Origin of the sequence: Micromonospora sp. S4605 (assembly GCF_003176715.1) — a bacterium.
Classification (GTDB): domain Bacteria; phylum Actinomycetota; class Actinomycetes; order Mycobacteriales; family Micromonosporaceae; genus Micromonospora; species Micromonospora echinaurantiaca.
The window spans coordinates 1-25,760 of record NZ_QGSW01000202.1 but is presented as its reverse complement, the minus strand read 5'-3'; the positions used below and the strand labels follow the sequence as shown (position 1 = coordinate 25,760).

22 protein-coding genes, 1 tRNA gene and 1 pseudogene are annotated in these 25,760 nt (G+C 73.5%); 8 read left to right on the top strand and 16 right to left on the bottom strand.

What is annotated here, in order from left to right; translation table 11 throughout:
- The 6 genes from DLJ47_RS16510 to DLJ47_RS16485 all read right to left on the bottom strand — a co-directional run.
- The coding region (locus DLJ47_RS16510; protein WP_109900870.1) for a serine/threonine-protein kinase at positions 1 to 956 on the bottom strand (956 nt) is incomplete at its 3' end.
- A 1-nt stretch (position 957) separates the two neighbouring features.
- Positions 958 to 2,457 (bottom strand): peptidoglycan D,D-transpeptidase FtsI family protein, encoded by a 1,500-nt coding sequence (locus DLJ47_RS16505; protein ID WP_109900869.1) that lies wholly within the window; start codon positions 2,455 to 2,457, stop codon positions 958 to 960.
- Complete coding sequence (locus DLJ47_RS16500; protein WP_109900868.1) at positions 2,454 to 3,944, bottom strand: FtsW/RodA/SpoVE family cell cycle protein; 1,491 nt, start codon at positions 3,942 to 3,944, stop codon at positions 2,454 to 2,456. The genes DLJ47_RS16505 and DLJ47_RS16500 overlap by 4 nt, the downstream gene beginning before the upstream one ends.
- Before the next feature lie 26 nt (positions 3,945 to 3,970).
- Complete coding sequence (locus tag DLJ47_RS16495) at positions 3,971 to 5,410, bottom strand: PP2C family protein-serine/threonine phosphatase (protein WP_109900867.1); 1,440 nt, start codon at positions 5,408 to 5,410, stop codon at positions 3,971 to 3,973.
- Positions 5,407 to 5,892, bottom strand: a complete 486-nt coding sequence (locus DLJ47_RS16490) for an FHA domain-containing protein FhaB/FipA (RefSeq protein WP_074315675.1) — start codon at positions 5,890 to 5,892, stop codon at positions 5,407 to 5,409. Before DLJ47_RS16490 ends, DLJ47_RS16495 begins: the two co-directional genes overlap by 4 nt.
- A gap of 6 nt (positions 5,893 to 5,898) precedes the next feature.
- Positions 5,899 to 6,687: an FhaA domain-containing protein gene (locus tag DLJ47_RS16485; RefSeq protein ID WP_088996759.1), complete on the bottom strand. Its 789-nt coding sequence runs from the start codon at positions 6,685 to 6,687 to the stop codon at positions 5,899 to 5,901.
- Positions 6,688 to 6,913: 226 nt separating this feature from the next.
- Between DLJ47_RS16485 and DLJ47_RS16480 the strand changes: the two genes are divergently transcribed.
- From DLJ47_RS16480 to DLJ47_RS16470, 3 genes are all read left to right on the top strand, one after another.
- Positions 6,914 to 6,999, top strand: a tRNA-Leu gene (locus DLJ47_RS16480).
- Between the two features lie 69 nt (positions 7,000 to 7,068).
- Positions 7,069 to 8,184, top strand: a complete 1,116-nt coding sequence (locus DLJ47_RS16475) for an NAD-dependent epimerase/dehydratase family protein (protein ID WP_199235877.1) — start codon at positions 7,069 to 7,071, stop codon at positions 8,182 to 8,184.
- Positions 8,181 to 8,987: a WecB/TagA/CpsF family glycosyltransferase gene (locus tag DLJ47_RS16470; protein ID WP_109900872.1), complete on the top strand. Its 807-nt coding sequence runs from the start codon at positions 8,181 to 8,183 to the stop codon at positions 8,985 to 8,987. Before DLJ47_RS16475 ends, DLJ47_RS16470 begins: the two co-directional genes overlap by 4 nt.
- Before the next feature lie 63 nt (positions 8,988 to 9,050).
- On the opposite strand, the gene DLJ47_RS16465 is transcribed toward DLJ47_RS16470, so the two are convergent.
- Positions 9,051 to 10,925 (bottom strand): S8 family peptidase, encoded by a 1,875-nt coding sequence (locus DLJ47_RS16465; RefSeq protein WP_109900865.1) that lies wholly within the window; start codon positions 10,923 to 10,925, stop codon positions 9,051 to 9,053.
- Positions 10,926 to 11,149: 224 nt separating this feature from the next.
- Between DLJ47_RS16465 and DLJ47_RS16460 the strand changes: the two genes are divergently transcribed.
- Positions 11,150 to 11,812 (top strand): hypothetical protein, encoded by a 663-nt coding sequence (locus DLJ47_RS16460; protein ID WP_233257858.1) that lies wholly within the window; start codon positions 11,150 to 11,152, stop codon positions 11,810 to 11,812.
- Here DLJ47_RS16460 and DLJ47_RS16455 read toward each other — a convergent pair.
- From DLJ47_RS16455 to DLJ47_RS16445, 3 genes are all read right to left on the bottom strand, one after another.
- The gene (locus tag DLJ47_RS16455; protein ID WP_109900864.1) at positions 11,780 to 12,178 is read right to left on the bottom strand and encodes a hypothetical protein; all 399 of its coding nucleotides are present in this window, start codon (positions 12,176 to 12,178) and stop codon (positions 11,780 to 11,782) included. The two genes, DLJ47_RS16460 and DLJ47_RS16455, sit on opposite strands and share 33 nt — an antisense overlap.
- A gap of 276 nt (positions 12,179 to 12,454) precedes the next feature.
- On the bottom strand, positions 12,455 to 12,676 hold the full coding sequence (locus DLJ47_RS16450; protein ID WP_088996754.1) for a DUF397 domain-containing protein: 222 nt from the start codon (positions 12,674 to 12,676) through the stop codon (positions 12,455 to 12,457).
- Positions 12,646 to 13,527: a helix-turn-helix domain-containing protein gene (locus DLJ47_RS16445; RefSeq protein ID WP_109900863.1), complete on the bottom strand. Its 882-nt coding sequence runs from the start codon at positions 13,525 to 13,527 to the stop codon at positions 12,646 to 12,648. Before DLJ47_RS16445 ends, DLJ47_RS16450 begins: the two co-directional genes overlap by 31 nt.
- A 680-nt stretch (positions 13,528 to 14,207) precedes the next feature.
- Between DLJ47_RS16445 and DLJ47_RS16440 the strand changes: the two genes are divergently transcribed.
- Positions 14,208 to 14,495 carry a hypothetical protein gene (locus DLJ47_RS16440; RefSeq protein ID WP_109900862.1) on the top strand — a complete coding sequence of 96 codons (288 nt, stop codon included), beginning with the start codon at positions 14,208 to 14,210 and terminating at the stop codon, positions 14,493 to 14,495.
- A 99-nt stretch (positions 14,496 to 14,594) separates the two neighbouring features.
- The gene (locus tag DLJ47_RS16435) at positions 14,595 to 15,026 is read left to right on the top strand and encodes a hypothetical protein (protein WP_199235876.1); all 432 of its coding nucleotides are present in this window, start codon (positions 14,595 to 14,597) and stop codon (positions 15,024 to 15,026) included.
- 9 nt (positions 15,027 to 15,035) lie between these two features.
- On the opposite strand, the gene DLJ47_RS16430 is transcribed toward DLJ47_RS16435, so the two are convergent.
- Together DLJ47_RS16430 and DLJ47_RS16425 are read right to left on the bottom strand one after the other, a co-directional pair.
- A complete protein-coding gene (locus DLJ47_RS16430; protein ID WP_109900861.1) occupies positions 15,036 to 15,809 on the bottom strand; it encodes a PASTA domain-containing protein in 774 nt (257 codons plus the stop codon).
- 98 nt (positions 15,810 to 15,907) lie between these two features.
- Complete coding sequence (locus DLJ47_RS16425) at positions 15,908 to 16,588, bottom strand: PASTA domain-containing protein (RefSeq protein WP_109900860.1); 681 nt, start codon at positions 16,586 to 16,588, stop codon at positions 15,908 to 15,910.
- Between the two features lie 188 nt (positions 16,589 to 16,776).
- Between DLJ47_RS16425 and DLJ47_RS16420 the strand changes: the two genes are divergently transcribed.
- Positions 16,777 to 18,144 carry a hypothetical protein gene (locus DLJ47_RS16420; protein WP_233257857.1) on the top strand — a complete coding sequence of 456 codons (1,368 nt, stop codon included), beginning with the start codon at positions 16,777 to 16,779 and terminating at the stop codon, positions 18,142 to 18,144.
- A 112-nt stretch (positions 18,145 to 18,256) separates the two neighbouring features.
- Here the strand turns inward: DLJ47_RS16420 and DLJ47_RS16415 are convergent, their stop codons facing one another.
- The gene (locus DLJ47_RS16415; RefSeq protein ID WP_109900859.1) at positions 18,257 to 19,735 is read right to left on the bottom strand and encodes a glutamate--cysteine ligase; all 1,479 of its coding nucleotides are present in this window, start codon (positions 19,733 to 19,735) and stop codon (positions 18,257 to 18,259) included.
- A 411-nt stretch (positions 19,736 to 20,146) separates the two neighbouring features.
- Positions 20,147 to 20,728, bottom strand: a complete 582-nt coding sequence (locus tag DLJ47_RS16410) for a YceI family protein (protein WP_088996747.1) — start codon at positions 20,726 to 20,728, stop codon at positions 20,147 to 20,149.
- Between the two features lie 102 nt (positions 20,729 to 20,830).
- Here DLJ47_RS16410 and DLJ47_RS16405 point away from each other — a divergent pair, with 102 nt between their 5' ends.
- Positions 20,831 to 21,340: a MarR family winged helix-turn-helix transcriptional regulator gene (locus tag DLJ47_RS16405; protein WP_088996746.1), complete on the top strand. Its 510-nt coding sequence runs from the start codon at positions 20,831 to 20,833 to the stop codon at positions 21,338 to 21,340.
- 337 nt (positions 21,341 to 21,677) lie between these two features.
- Here DLJ47_RS16405 and DLJ47_RS16400 read toward each other — a convergent pair.
- Positions 21,678 to 24,206: pseudogene (locus DLJ47_RS16400) on the bottom strand (ATP-binding protein); the annotation flags it as partial.
- 313 nt (positions 24,207 to 24,519) lie between these two features.
- The gene (locus tag DLJ47_RS16395) at positions 24,520 to 25,674 is read right to left on the bottom strand and encodes an acyl-CoA dehydrogenase family protein (protein WP_109900857.1); all 1,155 of its coding nucleotides are present in this window, start codon (positions 25,672 to 25,674) and stop codon (positions 24,520 to 24,522) included.
- Positions 25,675 to 25,760 lie beyond the last annotated feature (86 nt).

Genomic DNA, 25,760 nt, shown 5'->3' with positions numbered 1-25,760 from the left:
CGGGACTGCTGCGGCGCGGCGGCCGGCGGCCGGGCCACCGCCGTCGGCGGGCGCACCTGGGCGCGGGCCGCCGGGGCGGCCGGCGAGGACGGGGCGGCGGAGACCGGGCTGGCCTGGCCGGCTGCCCGGACCTGCTGGGAGAGCACGACCTTCAGCTGCCGGGCCACCCCGGCCAGCGCGGCGGCGCTGGGCCAGCGAGCGGCCGGATCCTTGGCCAGTGCCCGCTCGACCACGGCCCGGACCTGCGGCGGGATGTCGGCGGGCAGCGGCCGGGGGGCCTCCCGGACGTGCCGCATGGCGATCTCGAGCGGGTTGTCGCCCTCGAACGGCCGCCGCCCGGCCAGGCACTGGTAGGCGACCACGCCGAGGGCGTAGACGTCCGAGGCGGGGGTGGCGACGCCGCCGGTGGCCTGCTCCGGCGAGATGTACGAGGCGGTGCCGAGCACCGAGCCGGCGGCGGTGAGCTGCCCGACCAGGTCGGAGCGGGCGATGCCGAAGTCGGTCAGCACCAGCGTGCCGTTCGGCCGGACCAGCAGGTTGCCGGGCTTGACGTCCCGGTGCACGATGCCCTTCTCGTGCGCGGCGTGCAGCGCGTCGGCCGCCTGGGCCATCAGCGCCATCGTCCGGGCCGGGGTGAGCCGGCCGACCCGGTTCAGGGTGGCCGACAGCGCGTCGCCCTCGACGTACTCCATCACCAGGAAGGCGATCTGCTGGTCGTTGCCGAAGTCGTAGACGTCGACCACGCCCGGGTGGTTGATGGTGGCCATGGTGCGGGCCTCGCCGCGGAACCGCTCCGCGAAGCCGGGCTCGTCCAGCAGCGCGGGGAGCAGGCTCTTCACCGCGACCGTCCGGCCGAGCACCTGGTCGGTGCCGCGCCAGACGTCGCCCATGCCGCCGCTGGCGATCCGCTCGTCGAGGCGGTATCGGTTGCCGAGCAGCACGCCGGGGCTGAGCATGTCAGCGGCCCCCCGGGTCGGTGATCGCCGCCCGCATGATCTGGCCGCCGATCCGGGCCGCCTCGGCGCTGCCGCCCGCCTCCTCCAGCAGGACGCAGACCGCGGAGACCGGGGTGCCGTTCTTGTCGAGCGCGAAGCCGATGAACCAGCCGTGGTCGCGGGTCTGCGGGCCGGACTGGGCGGTGCCGGTCTTGCCGCCGACGGTGTAGCCGTTGATCTTCGCGTTACCGCCGGTGCCGTTCTCGACCACGCTGACCATCATCTCCCGCAGGTCGGCGGCAACCTGGCCGCTGACCGGCTGGCGCAGCTCCCGCGGGTTGGCGGTGTAGTAGCTGGTGGTGCGGTCCGGGCCGAGCAGCTGGCGGACCAGGTAGGGCCGCATCTGGCTGCCGCCGTTGGCGATCGACGCGGCGATCATCGCCCCTTCCAGCGGGGTCATCCGGACGTCGCGCTGGCCGATCGAGGACTGGGCGAGCGCCGCCGGGTCGTCACCGCCGTCGGCGTTCTGCATGTCGCCGGTACGGCTGGCGGCCACCGGGTGCCCGCCCTCGCCGAGCTGGCCCACGGTGAGGTCGTCCTGCTCGAAGCCGAACTGGCGGGCCTTCTCCTTGATGGCGTCGGCGCCGAGCCGGATGCCGAGCTGGGCGAATCCGGTGTTGCACGACTCGGTGACCGCTTCCAGCAGGCTGACCTGGGACTCCGGGCAGATCGACGCGGCGGCGTTGCGGATCGGGGTGCCGGAGGTCGGCGGGGTGAAGCTGGCGCCGGCCGGGATCTGGGTGCTCTTGCCGACGCCGTTCTCCAGCGCCGCGGCCGCTACCACGATCTTGAAGGTGGAGCCGGGCGGCAGCACCTCGCCGAGCGCGCGGTTGCTCAGCGGGCGGTCCTCGTCCTGCTCCAGCTTGTTGTACGCCGCGGTGGCCGCCTTGGTGTCGTGGCTGGCCAGCGGGTTCGGGTCGAAGCTCGGCATGGAGACGAGCGCCTGCACCGCCCCGGTACGCGGGTCGATGGCGATCGCCGCCCCCTTGCTGACCCCCTCCCTGTTGTTCCGCAGCTGGTCGTACGCGACGTCCTGGGCGCGCTTGGAGATGGTGAGCAGCACGTTGCCGCCGGCGGTCTGGTCGCCGGTGAACATGTCCTTGAACCGGTCGATGAAGAGCTGGTCGCTGGTGCCGGCGAGGAAGTCGTTCTCGCTCCGCTCGATGCCGGTGTCCGCGAGGTTGACCGGCTTGTAGCCGAGCACGTGCGCGTACTTGGCGCCGCCCGGGTAGGTGCGCTGGTACCTCAGCTCGCCGTCGGTCTCCTTGCTGACCGCGAACGCGGTGCCGCCGGCCTCGATGTTGCCGCGCTTGCGCTCGTACTCGGCGACCTGGACCCGACCGTTGTAGTCGCTGGTGCGGTATTCGTCCGCCTTGTAGGCCTGGATCCAGTTCAGGTTCGCGAAGAGCAGCCCGAAGAGGATCATCACGACGACGCCGACCCGGCGCAGGGGTGCGTTCACGGCCTGATCACCTCCGTGGGAGCACCGTGCAGTTGCTCCGGCGGGCCGCCGGAGGGTCGGACCGGCCCGCCGCCCCCGGTGACCGGGCGGCGGGCCGCGTCGGAGACCCGCAGCAGCACGGCGATCAGCAGCCAGTTCGCCATCAGCGACGAGCCACCGGCGGAGAGGAACGGGGTGGTCTGGCCGGTCAGCGGGATGAGCTTGCTGATCCCGCCGACGATCACGAAGACCTGCAGGCCGAGGGTGAAGGCCAGGCCGCCGGCGAGCAGCTTGCCGAACGAGTCCCGTACCGCCAGCGCGGCGCGCAGCCCCCGCTCGACGATCAGCAGGTAGACCACGAGCAGCGCGGAGAGGCCGAACAGGCCGATCTCCTCGCCGATGCCGGCGAAGATGAAGTCGTTCTGCACCTCGGGCAGCAGGCCCGGCTGGCCGCCACCCGGCCCGGCGCCGAACAGCCCGCCGGTGCCCAGCGCGAGCAGCCCCTGCACCAGCTGGTAGCCGTCGTCGTGCGGGTCGGCGAACGGGTCCAGCCAGATCTGCGCCCGCAGGTAGAAGTTGGCGAAGGGACCGCCGACCACGTCGCCGAGCACGTACGCCAGGTAGGCGCCGCCGAAGAAGAGCACCAGGCCGATGAGCAGCCAGCTGACCCGTTCGGTGGCGATGTAGAGCGTCACCACGAACATGCCGAAGTAGAGCAGCGAGGTGCCCAGGTCCTTCTCGAAGATGAGGACCAGGAGGCTGATCAGCCAGACCACCACGACCGGGCCGAGGTCGCGCCCGCGGGGAAAGTCGATGCCGAGGAACCGGCGGCTGGCCAGCGACAGCACCTCGCGCTTGCGCACCAGGTAGTAGGCGAAGAAGGCCAGCAGCGCCAGCTTGGCGAACTCGCCGGGCTGGATCGAGAACGTCTCGCCGAACTTGATCCACAGCTTGGCGCCGTTGATCTCCGAGTAGCGGCTGGGCAGCACCGCCGGGATCATCACCAGCACGATGCCGGCCAGCCCCAGGGTATACGCGTACCGGGAGACCGACCGGTGGTCGCGCATCAGGGCGAGCAGCCCGGCGGCCAGGATGACCGAGAGCAGCGTCCAGGCCAGTTGCCGGCCACCCGTGCCGGCGAAGATGGCCAGGTTCTCCCGGTCGGCGGGCAGCGCATCCCCGAGGTCGAGCCGGCGCAGGAAGCCCACCCCGATGCCGTTGAGCAGGGCCACCGCCGGCAGCAGGGCCGGGTCGGCGAACGGTGCGAGGAACCGGATCACCAGGTGCAGGCCGAGGAAGACCGCGGTCAGCGCGGCGGCCGGGATCCAGAAGTCGGGGGTGACCGTGTCGAGCACCTTCGCCTCGACCATCGCCCCGTACGCGGCCACCAGACCCATCGCCAGCAGCAGCAGCGACAGCTCGGCGTTGCGCCGGGACCGGGCCAGGCGTACGCCGGGCTGCTCGCCCGTGGTGGCGGGCGAGGATGCCGGGGTGGCCGGTGCGGTCACTATCGTCCTCGGATTCGAGCCGGCGCCTATTCCGGCGACCGGCAGGCGGCCGGATCCAGCGCCGGCGCGATGGTGTCGGAGGGCGGGGCGTCGGGCGTGCTGGCCGGCGCGGCGCTACCGCTCGGCGCGCCGCCGGGCGTCGGGCTGCCCGTGACCGGACCGGGCGTCGCGCCCGGCGACGGCGCGCCCGGGGTCGGCGTCGCGCCGGTGGCCGCCGCCGTCACCGTGGGGCTCGGCGGGCAGATCGGCTTCAGGTTCGGGTTCGTCGGGCTGTCGCTGGTCAGCTCGGCCAGCCGGCGCTCGGCGTCCGGCTCGCTCTTGGCCGGGATGCCCTGCTTGACCTGCTCCTGCGCGGCCAGGGTGAGATCGTCCAGTTCGGCCGGGCTGGTGGAGTGCACCGTGGAGAGATCCATGCCGGCGATCTGGCCCTGGATGCCCCGGAAGACCGCCACCTGGCCGTCCTCCGTCGCCCCGACGTAGTACTGCCGCTGGGTGTAGCTCCACCCGCCGAACAGGCCGCCGCCGACGATCACCAGCAGCGCGAGCGTCATCGCGGCGGCGCGGACCGGCCGGTGCCGGCGGCGCTCCGGCTCGTCCTCGGCGGCCGCCGCCGGCTCCTCCGGGGCGGCGGGCCGGGGAGCGGACAGCGCCGAGGCCCGGGCCGCCGGGGTGGAGACGTCGGCGGAGGTGGCCATACCGCGGTCGCGGGCGGCGGCGCCGCCGACGATCGGGGTGGCCTCGACGATGTCCTGGTCGGTGGCGTCGGCGATGATCACCGTGATGTTGTCCGGACCGCCGCCGCGCAGCGCGAGCTGCACCAGCCGCTCCACGCACTGCTGCGGGTCGGCGTACTCGCGCATGGTGTCCGCGATGGTGTCCGCGCTGACCACGCCGGAGAGCCCGTCGCTGCAGATCAGGTAGCGGTCGCCGGGCAGCACCTGGCGGACGGAGTATTCCGGGTCGATGTCGCGGCCGTCGAGCGCCCGGGTCAGCAGCGAGCGCTGGGGGTGGCTGCTCGCCTCCTCGGCGCTGATCCGGCCCTCGTCGACCAGCATCTGGACGTAGGTGTCGTCCTTGGTGATCTGCGCGAACTCGCCGTTGCGCAGCAGATAGGCACGCGAGTCACCGATGTGGACCATGCCCAGCTTGCTGCCGGAGAAGAGGGTGGCGGTGAGCGTGGTGCCCATCCCCTCCAGCTGTGGGTTGGCGTCCACGGTGTCGCGGAGCTGCTGGTTGGCGGTGCCCACCGCCGACCGCAGCGCGTCCACGAGGGCGTCCCCGGGGACGTCCTCATCCAGTGGCGCCATGGCGCCGATGACGATGTTGCTGGCGACGTCACCGGCGGCCATGCCGCCCATGCCGTCGGCGACGGCGAGCAGCCGCGGCCCGGCGTAGACGGAATCCTGGTTACCGTCTCGGATCAGACCGCGGTCGCTGTGGGCCGCATAGCGCAGGGTCAGAGTCATGGCCGTAATTCGAGGGAAGTGCGGCCGATCCGGATCGGCACGCCGAGGGGGACGGGGGTTGGTCCGGTGACCTTAGCGCGATCCAGGTACGTCCCGTTAGTCGAGCCGAGATCCTCGACGAACCACTGCCCGTCGCGCGGCACCAGCCGGGCGTGCCGCGCGGAGGCGTAGTCGTCGGTGATGACGAGGGTGGAGTCCTCAGCCCGACCGATGGTGATCTGCGCTTCACCGAGCGTGATCCTGGTGCCGGCCAGCTGGCCGGCGGTGACCACCAGCTGGTGGGCCGCCCTGCCCCGCTTCACCTTCGCCGGCTTCGCCGCCTGCCCGGTCGACGCGCCGACCGCCCGGGGCGCGGCCACCAGCCGGCCCGACCGGGCGCCCGCGAAGAGATCCCGGCGGATGACGCCGACCACCGTGAACACGAAGATCCACAGCAGGATGAGGAACCCGAACCGGGCGACGGTGATGACGAGTTCCGGCAAGGCGGGTCAGCCGTCCACGCGGAAGGTCAGCGTCGTGGTGCCCAGCTGGATCATGTCCCCGGGGTTGAGCGCGACGGCGGAGACCCGCTGGCCGTTGACCATCGTGCCGTTGGTCGACCCGAGGTCGGTCAGCACGACCTGGCCGCCGTCGAAGTCCAGCCGGGCGTGCCGCCGCGAGATGCCGACGTCCGGCAGGCGCAGGTTGGCCTGGTCGCCCCGACCGATCACGGTCGAGCCCATCTGCAGCGGGTAGGTGCGCCCGTCACCGGAGACCAGCCGGACGTTGCGGCCGCCGCCGTGCCCCGGCGGGGGGCCGTAGCCGCCGCCCTGGTCGTAGGCGGGGTACGCGGGCGGACCGGCGTCGTAGCCGGGCGCCGACACCGGGGCGACCTCGCCGCCGGTGTAGACCTCGGCGGTGACCCGGAACATGCCGGTGTCCAGCCCCTCGCCGCGTTCGATCTCGACGATCACGTCGCCGTAGACCGTCCAGGCCTGCTCGCCGATGAACTCCGCCTGCGACTGGGCCAGTTCCTGGGCCAGCGCGGCGGCGTACGGCGCCAGCCGACTGTGGTCGTACGGCGAGAGATCGATCACGTAGCGGTTGGGCACCAACGTGCGCCCACCAGCCAGGATGGCCTTGTGCGCCTCGGCCTCCCGCTGCATGGCGTTGAGGATCTCCACGGGGTGGACCACCCCTTTGAAGACCTTGGCGAAGGCCCCCTCGACCAGGCCTTCCAGACGCTTCTCGAAGCGTTGCAGCACGCTCACCGGCTCCTCCTCGGGTCCCGAGGACATGATGGTATCCGGCCGGGGCGCGCGCAGCTCACACGCCGCTCGGCCGGCTGGCGCCCGCCCGTTCGGACGGGCCGATGTTGTCGTGCTACTCTTTCGTCCGCCACGAACGGTAACCGCTCGACGAACGGTAACCGGATCGCGGCCGACGACCGGAGCCGGGAACCTGGCCGGGCCCCGCTGGAGACAGCAGGACCGGCACAGACTACAGTGTTCGAGGTCGAGCCACGGGGAAGTGGCGGAATGGCAGACGCGCACGGTTCAGGTCCGTGTGCCCGAAAGGGCGTGGGGGTTCAACTCCCCCCTTCCCCACCAGAAGAAGACGAGGGCTCCGCAGCGATGCGGGGCCCTCGCTCCGTATCGGGGCGTGCCGTACGTCACGCTATGCTCCGATGGTTTCTGCCTCCGATGGACCAGGAGTGGCCTGTGAGTGTCGCGTTCGTGACCGGGTCGGGCGGGCTGATCGGCTCCGAGGCGGTCCGGCACTTCGCCGGCCTCGGTCTCGACGTCGTCGGCATCGACAACGACATGCGGCAGGAGTTCTTCGGCGAGGAGGCGTCGACCGCCTGGAACGTCCGGCGGCTCACCGACGAGCTGGGGAGCGCGTACTCGCACCACAGCATCGACATCCGGGACCGGGACGCGCTGGCGAAGCTCTTCCGCCGGTACGGCACCGACGTCGCGGTGGTGGTGCACACCGCCGCGCAGCCCTCGCACGACTGGGCGGTGCGCGACCCGTTCACCGACTTCGACGTCAACGCCGCCGGCACCCTCAACGTGCTGCAGAACGTCCGCGAGCACTGCATCGAGGCGCCGGTCATCCACTGCTCCACCAACAAGGTCTACGGCGACCGGCCGAACAGCCTGCCGCTGGTGGAGCTGGAGACCCGCTGGGAGATCGAGCCGGGGCACCCGTACGAGCAGGGCATCCGCGAGGACATGTCGATCGACTCCTGCCTGCACTCGATCTTCGGCGCCTCCAAGGTGGCCGCCGACGTGATGGTGCAGGAGTACGGCCGCTACTTCGGCATGAAGACGGCCTGCTTCCGCGGCGGCACGCTGACCGGCCCGGCCCACTCCGCCACCGAACTGCACGGCTTCCTCGGCTACGTGATGCGGGCCAACATGGAGCGCCGGATGTACAAGATCTTCGGCTACCAGGGCAAGCAGGTGCGGGACGCGATCCACAGCTCGGACGTGGTCTCGGCGTTCGAGGCGTTCTTCCGCAACCCGCGCTCGGCGGCGGTCTACAACCTCGGCGGCGGCCGGCACTCCAACACCTCGATGCGCGAGGCCTTCACGCTGGCTCAGGAGATCACCGGCCACGAGATGATCTCCGAGTACGTCGAGGCGAACCGGATCGGCGACCACAAGTGGTGGATCGGCTCCAACGAGGCCTTCCAGGCCGACTACCCGGAGTGGAAGCAGGTCTACGACGTCCCCATGATCATGCGGGAGATCTACGAGGCCAACGTGGACAAGTGGGTGCCGGGGGCATGACGTCGGGCCGCAAGCGCAACGTCCTCGGCGTCCTGGTCGACGCCACCGACTACGCCGCCGCCACCGAGCAGGTGGTGGCCGCCGCGCAGGAGCGCCGGCCGTTGGCGCTGACCGCGCTCGCCGTGCACGGGGTGATGACCGGGGTGCTCGACCGGGCGCACAACGCGCGGCTGAACTCCTTCGACGTGGTCACCCCGGACGGTCAGCCGGTGCGCTGGGCGCTCAACCTGCTGCACGGCGCCGGTCTCACCGACCGGGTCTACGGCCCGACGCTGACCCTGCACGTGCTCTCCCGGTTCGCCGACGAGGGACTGCCGGTCTACCTCTACGGCTCCACCGAGGAGACGCTCTCCCGACTGATCCCGGCGCTGGAGCGGATGTTCCCGGCCCTCAAGATCGCCGGGGTGGAGCCGTCCAAGTTCCGCGCCGTGCGACCCGGCGAGGACGTCGAGATCGCCGACCGGATCAAGGCCAGCGGGGCCCGGCTCGTGCTGGTCGGGCTGGGCTGCCCGCGCCAGGAGGTCTTCGCGTACGCCATGCGGCCGCTGCTGGACATGCCGCTGATGGCGGTCGGCGCGGCCTTCGACTACCACGCCGGGTTGCTGCGCAAGCCGCCACCGTGGATGCAGCGGGCCGGCCTGGAGTGGCTCTGGCGGCTCGGCCTGGAGCCCAAGCGGCTCTGGCACCGCTACCTGGTGCTCAACCCGGCCTACCTGAGCCGGTTGTTCGGCCAGAAGACCGGGCTGTGGAAGGCGACCCCGCCGGCGCCGGCCACCGAGCGCCCGGCCGGCTTCGCGGTCTGACGCCGCCTCCGCCGTACGCGCGAGGGCCCCTCCCGGCTGGGAGGGGCCCCGCACGGCCGCTGGTCAGAGGGTCAGCGTCCAGGTGTTGATGTAGCCGGTGTCACCGCCGTAGACGTCCCGCACCCGCAGCTGCCAGGTGCCGTTCGCCGCCTCGCTGGACAGGTTCACCGTGTAGGTGGTGTTGATGTTGTCCGCGCTGTCCCAGAAGCTGCTGTTCTTCAGCCGGTAGGACGAGCCGTCCGGGGCGACCAGGTCGACCACCAGGTCACCGCGCCAGGTGTGCACGATGTTCACCGCCACGGTCGAGCTGGACGAGGCGTTGCGGGCGCAGCCGGAGATGGTGATCGGGCTGGAGACCGTGGCGCCGGTGTCCGGGATCGCCACGTCGGTGCCGTTGCTGCCGGAGCAGCCGCCGCCACCGGAGCCGGTCACCGTCAGCGTGTACGTCGCGGTCCGGGTGCCCGAGGCCGCGCTGCCGGTGACGGTCACCGGGTAGGTGCCGGGCGGGGTGCTGGCCGAGGTGCTGATGGTCAGCGTCGACGAACCACCCGAGGTCACCGTGGCCGGGTTGAACGAGGCGGTCGCGCCGGACGGCAGGCCGCTGGCGGAGAGGCTGACCGACTGGGCCGAGCCGTTGGTGGTGGCGGTGCTGACCGTGGTGGTCACCGAGCCGCCGGGCGCGGTGGAACCGGAGGTCGGCGAGACCGAGACGGAGAAGTCGTTCACCGGCGGGGTGCCGTCGTTCACCACGTAGAGCAGCCGGTTGGGGGTGCCGGTGCCCGGGTTGGTCACCACGTTCGGGGTGGCGTTGTTGACCAGACTGTCGCGCACCTGCTGCGGGCTCCACGACGGGTTCGCCGAGAGCACCAGCGCCGCGGCGCCGGCGACGTGCGGGGACGCCATCGAGGTGCCGCTGATCGTGTTCGTGGCGCTGTTGCCGGTGTACCAGGCGGACGTGATGTTGACCCCCGGCGCCAGGATGTCGACGCAGGTGCCGTAGTTGGAGAAGCTCGCGGCCGCGTCGTTGTTCTGGGTGGCGCCGACGGTGATCGCCGAGGCGACCCGGGCCGGCGAGTAGTTGCAGGCGTTCTGCCGGTTGCCGAAGATGTCGCCGTTGCCGGCCGCGACGGCGTACGTGATGCCGGAGTTGATGGAGTTGGTGACCGCGGTGTCGATCGAGCTGTTGGCGCCGCCGCCGAGGCTCATGTTCGCCACGGCCGGCTTGACCGCGTTCGCGGTGACCCAGTCGATGCCGGCCACGACCTGGGCGTTGGTGCCCGAGCCCTGGCAGTTCAGCACCCGGACGCCGACGATCTGGACGCCCTTGGCCACCCCGTACGCGGAGCCGCCGACGGTGCCCGCGACGTGCGTGCCGTGGCCGTTGCAGTCGTCGGCGGAGCCGCCGTCCACCGCGTCGAAGCCGGAGACGGCCCGGCCGCCGAAGTCGTTGTGCCCGTACAGCACGCCGGTGTCGATGACGTAGGCGCGCACGTTGGACGCCGTGTTCGGGTAGGTGTACGAGTTGTTCAGCGGCAGGTTGCGCTGGTCGATCCGGTCCAGACCCCAGGACGGGGGGTTGGTCTGGGTGCCGGAGATCGTCACTGTGTGGTTCTGCTCGACGTACGCCACCGCCGGGTCGGCCGCGATCCGTGCGGCGGCCTTCGCGCCGACCCGGACCTCGAAGCCGCGCAACGCCGCACCGTAGGTGCGCGCCACGGTGCCGCCGTGCCGGCCGACAAGCCGCTGGGCGTTGTCGCCCACCGCGCTCCGCCCGACGGCGCTGTCCTTGAACACGACGATGTAGCTGTCCGCGACGGCGGTGTCCCCGCCGGCACTGCGGATCACCCCGACCGGTTCGGCGGCCATCGCGGGCGTGGCGGCCGCCACCATCGCCAGCGCGGCCACCCCGACGAGTACGGACCTGTGTGGAAGAGCCATCTTCCTACCTCCCTCCTCCGACCAGCACCGACCGTCCACCCGTTCGTGGCGGGCAGATCGATGGATGCCAATCGGTCTGAGGGTAGATCGGCGCGGAGAGGCAGATAAACATGTCGAATCGTCAATAACACTGGAGGGATGGATCCCCTACGGGGCGCGACTACGGGCCGAACGGGGGGCGGGCCCGGATTCGCCCGGCCCGGGAACGGGCAAGGCTGTCAGACATGGAGAGCCATCTCGCCGTGCTGCTGCCGGTCGCCGCCGTCTGGCTGGCCGCCGGGTACGTCGCGGACGGGCTGCCCCGGATCGACCGCGCCCACGCCCTGCGCCGGCGGGCCGGCTGGTCGCTCGTCCTCACCCTGACCGGGCTGGGACTGACCGCGGCGGTGCTGACCGCCGGGCTGTCCAGCGGCGGAGCCACCATGGCGGACCGGGCCGCCGGCAACCTCGCCCTCGCCGCCGGACCGGCCGCACTGGTCGCGCTCTGCGCCGTACGCCGGCTGCGCCGGTTGTGGGCCGGCGCGGGCGCCTTCGCCGCCGCGCCGGACACGCCCGCCCCGCACGGCCTGCGGGCCGCCGCGGCGCATCCGATGATCGGGCTGCCGTTGCAGGTCACCGGCCTGGCCACGGTGCCCGCGCTGCTCACCGCGGGCGGCGCGGACCTGCTCGTGGAACCGGGCGTGACCGGTCCCGCGATCACCCTCGGCGCGCTCTGCGTCGCCGTGCTCGGCGTCCGGCACGCGCTGCGACACAACCGCCTGGCCGAGCGGGCGCTGCCGGCGGAACCGTTGGCGCCGACGGGTTGGGTGGTGCCGGTCGAGCGGATGACGCTCGCCGAGCCGGCGGAGCCGGCGTCAGCGGGAGCGGCCGGCCCCCTGCACGTATAGCAGTTCCAAAATCGCCCGGGTCGCCTCGAACCAGCGGTCCAGCCAGCCGGGCGGGGGCACGCTGCCCTTCGGCGGCAACTCCATCAGCAGGCCGCGCAGCAGCGGGTGGTCGGCCAGCGACTCGTTCGGCTCCATCGACCAGCCACCGGGCGGGAACGAGGGCTCGGTGAGCGGGTTCGGGTCCAGCGACGGCAGGGAGAGCGGCGGGCCGGCCTGCTCGGGCGCGGCCTCCCGGCCGGCGTTCTCGGAGTCGGAAGACACCACCTCGGTCAGCACGGTGTCCCGGCGCGCCCCCCGGTACTTGCCACCGAACCGCTCCGGCTTGCCAGGGCCGTTGGTGAGGTTCTCTGAACCGATCGTCGTCATCCGTCTCGCCTGCCTAGCCTCGGTTGTCGATCCGCGGCGGGTTGTCGACCAGCGCCGTACCGAGGGGTACAACGAGACGGGACCGTTGTGGCGACGGCAATCCCGGAGCCGGGGTCGCGTCCGGGCGGCGGGCGGCAGCGCCCTGCGGGCACGGTGGGTCGACCGAGGGCCGTCCCGCGTCACCCGGGGCCGGTCCGGTCCCCGTCTCCGGTGCCGCCCGGGCACGTTCGGCTCCCCGTCCGGCGAACCGGACGGGGACCCGCCACACGCCGGTGGTCAGTCCCGGCCGAAGCCGCCGCGCTTGGCGCCGTCGACGAAGGCGTGCCAGTCGCCCGGGGCGAAGACCAGGGCGGGACCTGTCTTGTCCTTCGAGTCCCGGACCCCGACCGCCCCGGTCACGTACGCCACCTCCACGCAGTTGTCGCAGTTCGGCCCGCTCTTCGAGCTCTTGAACCAGGTTGCCTGCGTCAGGTCCACGGGGAACCCCTTGGTCGCCATTTCCACAACGGCTCCTCTGCCAGTTTCGCGATGTGTGCGATGGACTCCTCCGGACGAATGGCCGCCGCACGGATGTGATCGAAGATGAAGCTGTACTTCTGCAGTTCGTCACTCTTCTCCAGGAAGAGCCCACCCGTGGCGTTCTCCGCGTACACCACATCCGGATCACCGGGCTCGGGGAAGCTGAGGATCGTGAAGGTGCCGTCCATGCCGGCGTGCGCCCCCACCTCGAACGGCAGGATCTGCAACGTCACGTTCGGCAGCTCGGCCACCTCGACCAGCCGCTTGAGCTGGCCACGCATCACTTCGTCCCCGCCCACCGGCCGGCTCACCACCGCCTCATCGAGCACCACCCACAGATCGACCGGATCATCCTGAGTCAGCAACGACTGGCGGCCCAGTCGGACACGGACACGTTGTGCGACCTGTTCGGCGCTGAAGTCCGGCCGAGCGGCGCGGATCATGGCACTCGCGTACTCCTCGGTCTCCAACAGACCGGGGACCACCTGCTGCTCGTACGCCCGGATCGAGCTGGCCGCCGCCTCCAGCCCGACGTAGGCCCCGACCAGCACCGTGCTGTACGGGTGCCACCAGCCCTTCTGCCGGGCCTCCCGGGCGATCTGCACCAGCTCGTCGCTCTCCGCGCCGACCACGCCGTAGATCCGGAGCATGTCCCGCACGTCCCGCGGGGTCGCCGTGGTGTGGCCGGTCTCGATCCGGGAGATCTTCGACGCCGAGCACTCCAGCTGCTCGGCGACGGCCTCGATGGTGATTCCGGCCGCCTCCCGCTGCCGGCGCAACTCCGCACCGAGCCGGCGGCGCCGGATGGTCGGGCTGCGCCGCTCGCTCACGACCGCACCTCGGTTCGCCACGGGGCTCGCCGGAGCGGTGCGCCGCTCGCGCTCAGGATCGCACCCTCGGCTGCCGTTCCGGACCGCTCGCTGGCCCTCACCGGTACACCTCCGCGTGGACGCGCCGCTGTCGCCGCCCGCCGGGGCGCGACCCTGGGGCAGCGGGCGAGGCGTTCGCGGCAGGGGTGTTGCCGGTCCTCGGCCGGCCGCGACGGGCGAAACCGGCCCTCAGTGTGCCGTTTGGACGCCAACGGCTTCAAGCGTCGTGACGCGCGAGCCGCTCGCGTATCGGCAAAAGTCGACGTGCAACTTGCATGTCGCACGTGTGTGATGCACTCTGTCCGTATGGCACGGGTCACTCACCGTCAAGATCGCTCATCCGGAGCGGTGACCCCACCAGCGCCCGGAAACCGGACGGTGATCGTGCCCGACCTGCGACAACAGGATCCGCCCCGGGCTGATGACCCCGCCGCTGCACGCCAGCAGGCTGCGGCGGCGGGAGCGGCGCCCGGGAGCGATCGGGTGTTGGTCGGGTGGCGGCACGCCACCAGCGGGCGTCGCCCGACCACCACCACCCGCACCCGCCGGCCCACCGGGCACGACCCCGTCGCCCCGCCGGAAACCTTCCCCCGACCAGCTCCGCCGGCCCGTCCGCCGGCCAACCCTCCCCAGGAGCCCATGTGCTTCCCCGCTCCGGTGACGTACTGCACGTGACTCGCGCGGCGAGTGTCCAGTTCCTCAGGCCCATCATGTTCCGGGTGATCCGGGTGCTCGACTGGCCGACCTACGACGGTTGGCTCTGGCTCGACGGCTACGAGTTGAACGCGGCGGGGGACGCGGTCAACCGGCGGTCGATCTTCGTACAGCGGCAGGGGCTGCGGCAGCTGCGGCCCGCCCCGGAACCCCGCCCGCACACTGTGCGGACGGCCCGCAGGCCGGTCGTCCGGACCCCGGTCCGGGTGGGCTGACCTCCACGAACGGCCGCCGGGGGGCGTGCCGCCGCCATAGAATCGGTACGCCCACCCCGGCAGGTTTCCACCCCGCGCGTCCAGGACCCCGAACCTGGGATGGCCATGGTCAATCAGTCCGCCGCGCGGCGGCACCACCGCTCCCGTATCGCCTACGCCTTCGGAATCCTGGCGCTGTTCGGCGCCGCGACCACGCTCGTGGTCGTGGTCCGCGACCCCGCCCTGTCGTCCACCCGACTGACCGATCCGGTGCCGGCACCGGAGATCACCGTGATCGGCGAAGACCCGTCGGCCGAACCGCACGACGAGTACGACCCGTTCGCGTTCGACGAACCCGACCCGCCGGCGACCGAGCCGGCGCCCGAGTCCGGCGGGCCGGTCGCCGCCGCACCGGCGGGCGCCGAACCGGCGGCGGCCGGCGGGCACACTCCGGAGGACATCCGCCGTTCGCTGTTCTGGTCGGGCGTCCTCGGCCTGGCCATCTCGCTCGCCGGCCTGGGGTTGGTGGGGACGAGACGCCGGATGTGGTGACCGGGCCGGTCAGGCCGTCGGGGTCGGTTCGGTGGTCGGCTCGCTGGGGCTCGCGGTCGGCGTCGGCCGGCCGCGGGACACGGTCAGCGTGACCTCCTCGCCGGCCGGCACCGGTTCACCCGCGGCCGGGTCGGTGTCGATCACCGTGCCGGCCGGCCGGTCGGACGCCCGGTACTCGACCCGGTGGTTCACTCCGAGCCGGGCCAGGATCGCCTCCGCCGCCTCCTGCGACAGACCGACCAGCGGCGGCACCGGCACCTCGACCGGTTCGCTGGTCGGCGACGGGGAGGGCGACCGGGTGGTGGGCTCGGCGGTGGTCGGCGCGGGCGTGGTCGGCACGGTACGGGTCGGCGAGACCGACGGGGTCGGGCCCGGCTCCGTCCCGTCGTCCGCCGACCGGATGGCCAGCCACAGCCCGGCGCCCAGCAGGGCGAGCAGCAGCAGCACGACCACGCCCCAGAGGATGGGCAGCCACCAGCGCCGGCCGCTGTCCTCGGCGTACCACTCGCCGCCGCCCGGCTGGTAGTCGGCCGGTCGTGGCGGCGGCACCTCGGCCCGCCCGGACCAGGCCGCCGGGCCGGGTCGCCCGGTCGGCGGCAGCGGGGCGGTCCGGTCCGGCGCGGCCGGCTCGGGTGGCTGCTCCGCCGTGCGGTCCGTCGGGCCGGGCAGCCGCTGCGTCCGGTCGACGGGTTCCGGCCCGCCGGCCCGGTCGTCCGACGGTGGCAGCGGTCGGGTGGAGTCGTCCTGCTCCCCGGCGGGCGGCTCCTGGCGCTCGTCGCTCATGCCATTCCTTCCCGAACCGGGACGGGCGTCATGGCCCTCGCCCGTCAACCTAGCGGTCCGGGCGGCCATCGGCCGGGATCAGCGTGCCGACCCGCCCGTCACGGCACCGGGGACGCGGTGGGCGAGCCGGGAGCCGCCACGCCGCACCAGATGGCGACCGGGTCGTTCCAGTTGCCCGCGGCGTCGCCGGCCGGCTCCTGGCGGGTGACCACGCCGCGCCGGCCCGACCGGTAGCGCGGGTAGAAGCCCTCGTCGACGAGTTCGTCGGCCGCGTCGTCGCACTCCTCGCCGACCACGTCGGGCACCGTGCTGGCCGGCGCCGGGCCGTCGACGTAGAGGTGCACCGTGGTGCCCGGCCGCACCTCCGCGCCGACCGCCGGCGAGGTACGGGTCACCGTGCGCCCGGTGCCGCTGCCGAAGATCAGCCGCCAGCCCAGCCGCCGCTCCCGCAGTTCGTCGCGGGCCTCGGCGAAGTCGGTGCCGATCAGCGGCGGCACGGTCAGCCCGGTCGACCGGGTCGGCGACGTCGACCGGGGCGCCGTCGGGGTGGCCCGGCTCGGAGCGGCACTCGGGCTGCCGGTCGGCGCGCCGGTGGTGGCGCCCGCGACGGGCCGGCCGGTGGGCTCGGCGTCCTCCCCGGCGAGCAGCCAACCGCCGGTGGCGCCGATCGCGGCGAGCAGCGCGACGGCCAGCCCGCCGCCGAGCGCCAGGGTCAGCCGGTCCGGCCCGGCGTCGCCGCTCGCGCCGTCCGTCCGCAGGCCCGTGTTCCCGTCCGTCATACCGCCCACCGCCTCATCCCCGGCGACCGTACCCGGCGCCACCAAGCCCGCTCCGCGCGGTCGCCGCGCCGGGCCGTGGTCGCCGCCCGTCACCGGCCGGCCACCCGCCGGTGGGTTTTCCCGGATCGAGATCGCCGGCGCCCCGGCACCACTCGCCGCGCCGACCCCGGGACGCTACGCTGCCCCGCATGGCCAGACGGGGCTGGGGAGGATCGATCGCCACCGCGATCGGCGTCGCTGCCGGCGCGGGCGCCGCCCAGCTGGGTTTCGGCTACGGGCTGGGCATCATCAACTGGGCGCCGGCCGACCCCGGCGCCGGACCGGCGGCCTGGGTGGCCAGTCTCGTCTGGGCCACCTGGATCGCCGCCACCTCGACCGTCTTCGGTGCGGTCTGCGCCCAGCGGCTGCGGGACCGGGGCGCGCCGAACCACCCGGCCGGTGGCCCGCCGCCCGGCGACGCGTCCGCTGACGCCGCATCGGAGAGCGGGGACGGCGAGGTCGCCGGCCGGCCGGACGCCGACACCGGACCGGAGCGGGTCGGCCCGCTCCGGCTGCTTCTCCTGGCGCTCGCCGCCGGCTTCGGCGCCCTGATCACCGTGCTGCTGGTCGCCGTACCGGCCCGGATGGCCGAGGTGGCGGACACCCCCGGGCCCCGGGAGGTCGCCGCCGGCTACGCGGCGGTCGGGGTGCTGGTGGGCGTACTGGCCGCCGGCTGGGCGCTGCGCTCCCGGGCCGCCGCCGCGAACGTCATCGCCACCATCGCCTGGCTCTGGCTGCTCGCGGTGGTCGCCGTGGTCGACGGCGTGCTCGCCGGCCGCGGGCTGACCAGCGCTCAGCTCGGCATCTGGCAGCTCAGCGCCGACGACGGCCGGTACTGGATCCGGGACTACCTCTACTGGCCCGGCGCGGTGCTCTCGCTGGGCTCCGCGCTGGTCATCGGCGCGCTCGCGGCCCGGGGCGCCGCCCGGCACCCCGACCACCGGGTCGGCGCGGTGGCCTCCGGCGCCGCCGGGCCGCTGCTCGTCGCGGTCGCGTACTTCCTGGCGGTGCCCCGGGTGACCGCGATCAGTCCGGAGCAGGTCTCGGCGCACCTGATCGCCCCGTACGCGGTGATCGTCGGCGTCGGCGGCTCGGCGCTGGTGGCCGCGCTCGCCCAGCGCGCCGCCCGCCGCGCGGCGACCACGGCTCCGGTCACGGTCGAGCCGGCACCCGCCGCACCGGCCGAGCCCGAGCCGGCGGACGCGGCCGGATCCGGGACGGCACGGGTGCCTCGGCAGCGCGCCGGCAGGACGGCCCGCCAGCCCGCCACCGCGAGCGACCCGGCCCTGGTCGGTGCCCCGGCAGCCGATGCCAAGCAGGCCGGCGACCCGAAGCAGGTCGGCAACCCGAAGCCCGCCGGCGGGGGCGACGCGAAGCCGGCCGGAAAGGCGGCAGGCGGCCCGGCGGACCCGGCGGACCCGGCGAGGCCGGCGGGTGAGCCGGGGGACGGCGCAGCGGCGGTGGGCGGCGACAGTCCGGCCGGGCGAAGCGGCCGGGCCACCAAGCGCCCCCGTTGACGCGATCCGGCGGCGTCGCGACGCCTCGCCGGCCATCCAGCCGAGCCCCGGGGCCACCCGCGGGTCGATCCGCAGCCGCTGACAGCGACCGGGTGGCCGCGACCCGCGTCCGTCAGTCCACCGGCCAGGTGTGCACCGGCTCGTTGCTGCGCTGCAACTCGGCGTAGCGCTGGACCATGTGGTGCAGCGCGGCGTTCCGGTCCATGCCCCGGTGCCGCTCGGCGGCCCAGACCGTCTCGGTCTGCCAGGCCGCGCCGTTGCGACCGGTACGGCAGCGCTGCTCGATGATGCCGAGCAGCCGGTCCCGTTCCGCCGGGGCCACCCCGAACCGGTCCAGTCCGGCCGCCGCCCGGGGCAGCAGCACGTCCAGGACCAGCTTGGTCACCGGCACCTCGCCGAGCCGCGGCCAGTGCAGTACGGCATCCATCCCGCGCCGCGCGGCGGCGTGGAAGTTCTCCTCGGCGGAGCTGAAGGTGAGTTGGCTCCAGATCGGCCGATCCGCCTCGGCCAGCCCGCGGGCCAGCCCGAAGTAGAAGGCGGCGTTGGCCAGCATGTCCACCACGGTCGGCCCGGCCGGCAGCACCCGGTTCTCCACCCGCAGGTGCGGACGGCCGTCCATGATGTCGTAGACCGGCCGGTTCCAGCGGTAGACGGTGCCGTTGTGCAGGCGCAGCTCACCCAGCTGCGGCACGCCGCCGCCGTGCAGCACCTCGACCGGGTCCTCGTCCTCGCAGATCGGCAGCAGCGGGGGGAAGTAGCGGACGTTCTCCTCGAACAGGTCGAAGATCGAGGTGATCCACCGTTCGCCGAACCAGACCCGAGGGCGTACGCCCTGCGCCTTGAGCTCGTCCGGGCGGGTGTCGGTGGCCTGCTGGAAGAGGGCGATCCGGGTCTCCGCCCAGAGTTGCCGGCCGTAGAGGTAGGGCGAGTTGGCGCCGATGGCGACCTGCGCGGCGGCGATCGCCTGGGACGCGTTCCAGTAGTCGGCGAAGCTGTCCGGCGCGACCTGGAGGTGGAACTGGAGGCTGGTGCAGGCGGCTTCGGGGGCGATCGAGTCGGTGTGCGTCTGGAGCCGCTCGACGCCCCGGATGTCGAGTTCGATGTCCTCCCCGCGCGCGCCGACGATCTGGTCGTTGAGCACCCGGTAGCGCTCGTTGGTGGAGAGGTTGTCAGCGACCAGGTGCCGCTCGGTGAGCGTGGGCAGGATGCCGACCAGGACGATCTTCGCGTCCGACTTGGCCGCCCGCTCGTCGGCCCGGGTCAGGCTGGCCCGTAGTTCGTGCTCGTAGTCGGCGAAGCCGGTGCCCTCGATCAGCCGGGGCAGCGCGTTGAGTTCCAGGTTGAACTGCCCCAGCTCGGTCTGGAAGAGCGGGTCCGCGATGTCGGCGAGGATCTCCTCGTTGCGCATCGCCGGCTCCGCCGCCGAGTCGACCAGGTTGAGCTCGATCTCCAGGCCGGTCATCGGGCGGTCGGCGTCGAACCCGAAGTCGTCGAGCATCAGCGCGAACACGTCCAGGCAGCGCCGGACCTTCTGCCGGTAGCGGACCCGATCCTCCCGGGAGAAGGCGCCCTGCGCGACGTCCCTGCCCATGTCGTCCTCCCGGCGCGAGGCGCACTCGGGACCGTACCGTCCCGGAAACGCATTGTGAACCATCCACGTTAAGAGCGTTGATCGCAGCGGACCAGAGGCCGGGTCGGTGGCCCACCGGCCGGGACGACGGCGACCGGTCCGTACGCGCTCCCGCCGGCATCTCTACCCAGCCCGGGCCGCCGACCACCGCACCGCCAGGGGAACGAGCCGTGACAAATCGCACCCGCTGCGGCTTCCCGGGACCAGGCAAGCCGGTGCCGTGCGCGCGAACACCCGAGCCCGGGACCGGCGTCGACCCGGGGGCGCCGGACCGGATCGGGCGGGACCGAGCCCGCGCGTTCGGGGTACGGACGGCGTCGGGCCCGTGCCGGCGGTGCGGCACGGGCCCGACGTACGTCAGATCCTCGGGGATCAGGCCTGGCGGACGGCCTCGCCCTCGATCTCGATCTTGATCTTCTTGCCGACCAGCACGCCGCCGGTCTCCAGGGCGACGTTCCAGGTCAGGCCGAACTCCTCGCGGTCGATCTCGGTGCTCGCCGAGAAGCCGAAGATGTCCTGGCCGAACGGGCTGCGGCCGACGCCCTCGAACTCGACCTCCAGCTCGACCTGGCGGGTGACACCCTTGATGGTCAGGTCGCCGACGAGGACGAACTCGTTGCCGTCGCGGGACTTCACGGCGGTGCTCCGGAACTCGAGGGTGGGGAACTTCTCCACCTCGAGGAACTCGGGGCTGCGCAGGTGGGCGTCCCGGTCGGCCTGCTTGGTGTCGATGCTGGCCGCCTGGATGGTGGCGCTGACCGAGGACTGCATCGGGTCCTCGGCGACGGTGATGGTGGCGGCGGCCTCGGCGAACTCACCGCGTACCTTGCTCACCATCATGTGTCGGGCGACGAACCCGACGCGCTTGTGCGCCGCGTCCAGCACGTAGGTGCCGGCGGTCGGGATGGTGAGGCCCTCCCAGTCGCGGGTAACCGCTTCGACGCTGCTGGTCATGGAAACTGCCCTCCGAGAGATATCGTTTAGTAGCCCAACGACTGCCTTAGCAACTATAGCGGCAGCAATATTCCTCGTGTCAAGGACTGTTAGGATGTACGGGTGAACCAGAACGTGTTCGACGACCCTCGGATCACCGCAGTCGGCCTCCTCTTCGAGGCGCACGCCGGGCTGTCGGCCCGGTTCTCCGCGCAGTTCGAGGAACACGGCCTGTCGTCGGTCGAGTTCGAGGTGCTGACCCGGCTCGCCCGCTCACCCGGCAACCAACTGCGGATGACCGACCTGGCCGCGCAGACGTCCCTGTCCACCAGCGGGGTCACCCGGGTGGTGGACCGGATGGAGCGCGACGGCCTGCTGACCCGGCGCGCCTGCCCCTCCGACCGGCGCAGCTCGTACGCCGTGGTCACCGCCGCCGGCCTGCAACGGCTCGACGAGACGCTCCCCGGCCACCTGCGCATCATCGAGCAGTGGTTCACCGGCCAGCTCGACCCGGACGCGCTGCACGCCCTGCTCGACGGCCTGCGCCGGGTGCGCGACGCCGTCCACCCCGGCGCCACCGCGGGCAGCACCACGGTGCCCGTGGAGTCGGCGGCGGCCCCGACGGGCTGCTGAGCCGGCGCACCCCCTGGCGGAGCCCGGCGCCTCCCGAACGAACCCCGGACCCGCACCGGCAGCGAGACCCACCGGCAGAAAAACCGGCAGAACTGCCGCCGGCAGCGGGAGATAGTCGATCAAACCGGACGATCATCCCCCGGCCCGGTGGCTAATCTTCCTGCCACGGGGACCCACCGGGGGGTGACGGCGCGGGCGAAGAGCGAGGGGTAACAGGGGCCTTCCTCGCCCGCGCCACCCCGGTCCCGCGTTGCCGCGGCACCCGAACCCCGGTCTCGTCCCCGGCACCGACGGCGTCCGGCCCGGCCGTCCCGCTGCGCGCCTCGGCCAGCACGTACAGCAGCTCCTCCTCCTGCGGCAGCAGTCGGATGCCGCTCTCCCGGCAGACCCGGTCCAGCCGGTCGAGCACGCCGTGGTCGGCCGTGCTGGCGGCCAGCCCGACCAGCGCCTCCACCACGTCCCGCCGGTCCTGGCCGTCAACGCCGGCCTCCGCCGCGGCGGCGAACCACTCCGCGGCCAACTCCCGGTCACCCCGGTGCAGGGCCAGGTTCCCCTCGATCAACGCGCAGATGCCGTCCTCCGGTCGCAGCCCCGAGCCGCCGCCGGACGCCGGGGCGGAGCGCAGCTCGGCGAGCACCTCGCCCGCCTCCGCCGACCGGCCGGCCTGGGCGAGCGCCAGGCCCACCGTGCCGAGCACCCGGCGCCGGTGTCCCGGGTCACCCAGCCCGGTCAGCGCCGCCACCACCTGGCGACCCTGGTCGACCGCGTCCGCGTACCGGCCGGCGAGGCGGGCCACCTCGGCCAGGTTGGCCCGGGCGAGCACCCGCAGCCGCTGCTCCCCGGCCTGCGCGGCGAGCCGGTCCACGGCGGCCAGCCGGCGCCGGGCGGCGGGCAGGTCGCCCACCCGGATCTCGTGCCAGGCGAGGTTGTTCTGGGCCACCGCCATGTCCCGGGTGCGCCCGTTGCGCGTGGCCAACTTCAGCACCGCCTCGGTCTGCGCCCGGCCCTCGTCGTGCCCGCCGGTGGCGATCAGCAGCGCGCAGAGCACGGTCCGCGCCTCCAGCTCCCCGGTCACGTCGCCGGCCTCGCGGAACGCGGCCAGCGCGGCCCGGGCCGCCGGCAGTTCCTCGGCGCCACGGCCGTGCTCGGCCGCGAGCCGGGCCACGCCGAGCAGCGCCCACGCCCGCAGCACCGGATCGGCGTCGGCGGTACGCGGGTCGGCGAGCAGTCGGCGCAGCCACTGCCGCCCTGCGACGTCCCGTCCCCGGAACCGCCACCAACGGGTCAGCCCGGCGGCCAGGCGCAGCGCGGTCAGCGGGTCGTCGACTGCGGCGTGCGTCAGCGCGGAGCTGATGTCGCCGCTCACCTCGTCCAGCCGGTGCACGGCGGCGGGCAGCTTCGCCCCGACCAGGTCGGAGGCGGTGCGCGTCACCAGCCGGGCGATCACCTGGGCGTGCCGGCGCCGGATCGCGGTCAGCTCGCCGGCGCCGGTGGCCTGCTCGATGGCGAAGTCCCGGACCGCGTCGAGCAGCCGGAACCGGAACGGGCCGGCGCCCCGCACGCTCAGCAGCCCGATCTCGACCAGCCGGTCGAGCAGCGGCACCGGGTCGACGGCGACCGCGCCGTCCCGGTCGGCCTCGTCGGCGAGCATCTCCTCGGCCAGCTCGACCGACCACCGGTTGCCGAGCACGGCGAGCCGGCGCAGCGCCGCCCGCTCGTCCGCGGCGAGCAGCCGGTAGCTGGTCGCCACCGCGTCCCGCAGGGTCATCGCCACCGCCGCCCGGGTGCCCTCCGGCCGGCCCGGTTCCGCCTCCCAACCCGGCCGGTCGGCCGGGCCGGTGGCCAGGTCGAGGACCCGGTCGCCGTACCGGTCGAGCAGTTCGTTGAGGTCGAGGATCCGGCCGCGGGCGGCCATCAGCTCGATGGCCAGCGGCAGCCCGCCGAGCCGCCGTACCAGCGCGGCCAGCGCCGGCAGCTCGATCGGGCCGGGCGGTTCCCGGCGTACCTGGGCCAACCGGGCGGTGAAGAGCGCCACCGCCGGGTAGCCCGCGAGCGCGGCGGGCCCGGCCGACTCCCTGCCCGGCGGGGGTACGTCGAGCGGCGCCACCGGGCGTACCCGCTCGCCCGGAAGGCCCACCGGGTGCCGGCCGGTGACCAGCACCCGCAGCGACGGCACCGTGGCGGCAAGCCGGTGCAGCGCCTCGGCCACCGCGTCCGGGGCGCGCTCGACCGCGTCCATCAGCAGCAGGGCGGGCCGGCCGTCGACCCGGGCGGCGAGTTCCGGCAGCCGGGCGACACCGAAGACCGCCACCGACGCGGCCAGCACGTCGGCCGCGTCCGACCCCTCCCCGATCAGCACCCCGGCCACCCCGGCGGGATGGCTGCCGGCGGCCGCGTGGGCGGCCGCCAGGGCCAGCGCGGTCTTGCCGACGCCGGCCAGCCCGACCAGGCTCACCAGCCGGGGGCCACGGTCGTCGGCGAGCAGCCCGGCCAGTTCGGCCAGGTCGCGGTCCCGCCCGATCAGCTCGGCCGGTGGCGGCAGGGCGTTCGGGCCGGCGTCGGCGGCGGCGGGCTCGGCGCCACCGGACGCCTCGGCCGGGTTGACCGGCGCCGCTGGGCGAGCGGCGGCGAGGAACGCCGAGCGGGCCGGCCCGGCCAGGGCCAGCGCGCCGGCGAGCAGCTCCACGGTGGTCCGCTGCGGCCGCGCCGAGCGGCCCCGCTCCAGGTCGCGGACGGTACGCACACCGACGCCGGCCCGGGACGCCAGCTCGGCCTGGGTGAGGCCGGCGGCGAGCCGGTGCCGGCGCAGCAGTTCCGCCAGGGTCGGGCGACCGGAGCTCGGCGCAGGATCACGGTCCGCGTTCATCGGCTGGAAGCGTACGGATGGGGTGCGACCGCCGGCAGCGGAGCGTCGGGCTGCCGACGCCGACGCGCCGAAACCCGACAGCCCGAACAGCCGTGCCCGGGATCGGCGCATCCTGGCACGCCGCCGCCGCTCTCGGCACGGAGCTGCGTGGCGGCCGGCCCGCCGCCGCCCTCGGCACGGAGCTGGGTGGCGGCCGGCCCGCTGCCCTCGGCACGGGATTGGCCGGCGGTCGCGCCGCCGCCGCCCTCGGCACGAAGCTGGCCGGCGGTCGGTCCGTCGCCGTGCCGCTGGCGGCAGCGGCCCTCGGCGTGGGTCAGAGCCCGAGGTCGCGGGAGATGACCATCCGCTGCACCTCGGAGGTGCCCTCGCCGATCTCCAGGATCTTGGCGTCCCGCCAGAACCGGGCCACCGGGTACTCGTTCATGAAGCCGTAGCCGCCGTGGATCTGGGTGGCCTCCCGCGCGTTGTCCACCGCGACCGTGCTGGCGTGCAGCTTGGCGATGGCCGCCTGCCGCTTGAACGGCTCACCGGCGAGCATCCGGGCGGCGGCGTCGTAGTACGCCAGCCGGGCGGTGTGCGCCTTCAGCTCCATGTCGGCGATCTTGAACTGGATCGCCTGGTAGTTCCCGATCGGCTGGCCGAAGGCGTGCCGCTCCTTGGCGTACTTGATCGACTCGTCGACGCAGCCCTGGGCGAGGCCGACGGCGAGCGCGGCGATGGCGATCCGCCCCTCGTCGAGGATGCGCAGGAACTGGGCGAAGCCCCGGCCCCGCTCGCCGAGCAGGTTGGCCGCCGGCACCCGGCAGTCGTCGAAGGTCAGCTCGTGGGTGTCCGAGGCGGTCCAGCCGACCTTGGAGTAGCCCGGCGCGACGGTGAAGCCCGGCGTGCCGGCGGGGACGATGATGGTGGAGAGCTCCTTGCTGCCGTCCGGCCGGGTGCCGGTGACAGCGGTGACCGTGACCAGGGCGGTGATGTCGGTGCCCGAGTTGGTGATGAACGCCTTGGAGCCGTTGATCACCCACTCGTTCGTCGACTCGTCCAGCACGGCCCGGGTCTGGGTGCCACCCGCGTCCGAGCCGAAGCCCGGCTCGGTCAGCCCGAAGCCGGCCAGCGCCTCGCCGCTGAGCAGCTTCGGCAGCCACTGCGCCTGCTGTTCCTTCGTACCGAACCGGTAGATCGGCATGGCGCCCAGCGAGACCGCCGCCTCCAACGTGATCGCCACGCTGGAGTCGACCCGGGCCAGCTCCTCCAAGGCCAGGCAGAGAGCGAAGTAGTCGCCGCCCATCCCGCCGTGCTCCTCGGGGAAGGGGAGCCCGAAGAGCCCCATCTTGCCCATCTGCCGGATCACCTCGTACGGGAAGGTGTGCTTCTCGTAGTGCTCGGCGATGACCGGGGCGACCACCTCGCGGGCGAATTCCCGCACGCTCTCCCGCAGCGCCTCTTGCTCCTCGGTGAGCCGGAAGTCCATGGAATCCTCCTGTGTGACGGGCCACCGGGCGCTCGTGACGCCGGGGGGCGGGTCGCTGGTGCGGGTGGGCCCGCGCCGGCCGGGTG

Coding starts and splice junctions, on each gene's coding strand:
- DLJ47_RS16460 (WP_233257858.1), top strand. CDS start 11,150: ATGGAGAGCCATCTCGCCGTGCTGCTGCCGGTCGCCGCCGTCTGGCTG.
- DLJ47_RS16395 (WP_109900857.1), bottom strand. CDS start 25,674: ATGGACTTCCGGCTCACCGAGGAGCAAGAGGCGCTGCGGGAGAGCGTG.
- DLJ47_RS16425 (WP_109900860.1), bottom strand. CDS start 16,588: ATGACGGACGGGAACACGGGCCTGCGGACGGACGGCGCGAGCGGCGAC.
- DLJ47_RS16415 (WP_109900859.1), bottom strand. CDS start 19,735: ATGGGCAGGGACGTCGCGCAGGGCGCCTTCTCCCGGGAGGATCGGGTC.
- DLJ47_RS16470 (WP_109900872.1), top strand. CDS start 8,181: ATGACGTCGGGCCGCAAGCGCAACGTCCTCGGCGTCCTGGTCGACGCC.
- DLJ47_RS16450 (WP_088996754.1), bottom strand. CDS start 12,676: ATGGCGACCAAGGGGTTCCCCGTGGACCTGACGCAGGCAACCTGGTTC.
- DLJ47_RS16475 (WP_199235877.1), top strand. CDS start 7,069: ATGCTCCGATGGTTTCTGCCTCCGATGGACCAGGAGTGGCCTGTGAGT.
- DLJ47_RS16465 (WP_109900865.1), bottom strand. CDS start 10,925: ATGGCTCTTCCACACAGGTCCGTACTCGTCGGGGTGGCCGCGCTGGCG.
- DLJ47_RS16420 (WP_233257857.1), top strand. CDS start 16,777: ATGGCCAGACGGGGCTGGGGAGGATCGATCGCCACCGCGATCGGCGTC.
- DLJ47_RS16435 (WP_199235876.1), top strand. CDS start 14,595: ATGGCCATGGTCAATCAGTCCGCCGCGCGGCGGCACCACCGCTCCCGT.
- DLJ47_RS16430 (WP_109900861.1), bottom strand. CDS start 15,809: ATGAGCGACGAGCGCCAGGAGCCGCCCGCCGGGGAGCAGGACGACTCC.
- DLJ47_RS16485 (WP_088996759.1), bottom strand. CDS start 6,687: ATGTCCTCGGGACCCGAGGAGGAGCCGGTGAGCGTGCTGCAACGCTTC.
- DLJ47_RS16455 (WP_109900864.1), bottom strand. CDS start 12,178: ATGACGACGATCGGTTCAGAGAACCTCACCAACGGCCCTGGCAAGCCG.
- DLJ47_RS16410 (WP_088996747.1), bottom strand. CDS start 20,728: ATGACCAGCAGCGTCGAAGCGGTTACCCGCGACTGGGAGGGCCTCACC.
- DLJ47_RS16495 (WP_109900867.1), bottom strand. CDS start 5,410: ATGACTCTGACCCTGCGCTATGCGGCCCACAGCGACCGCGGTCTGATC.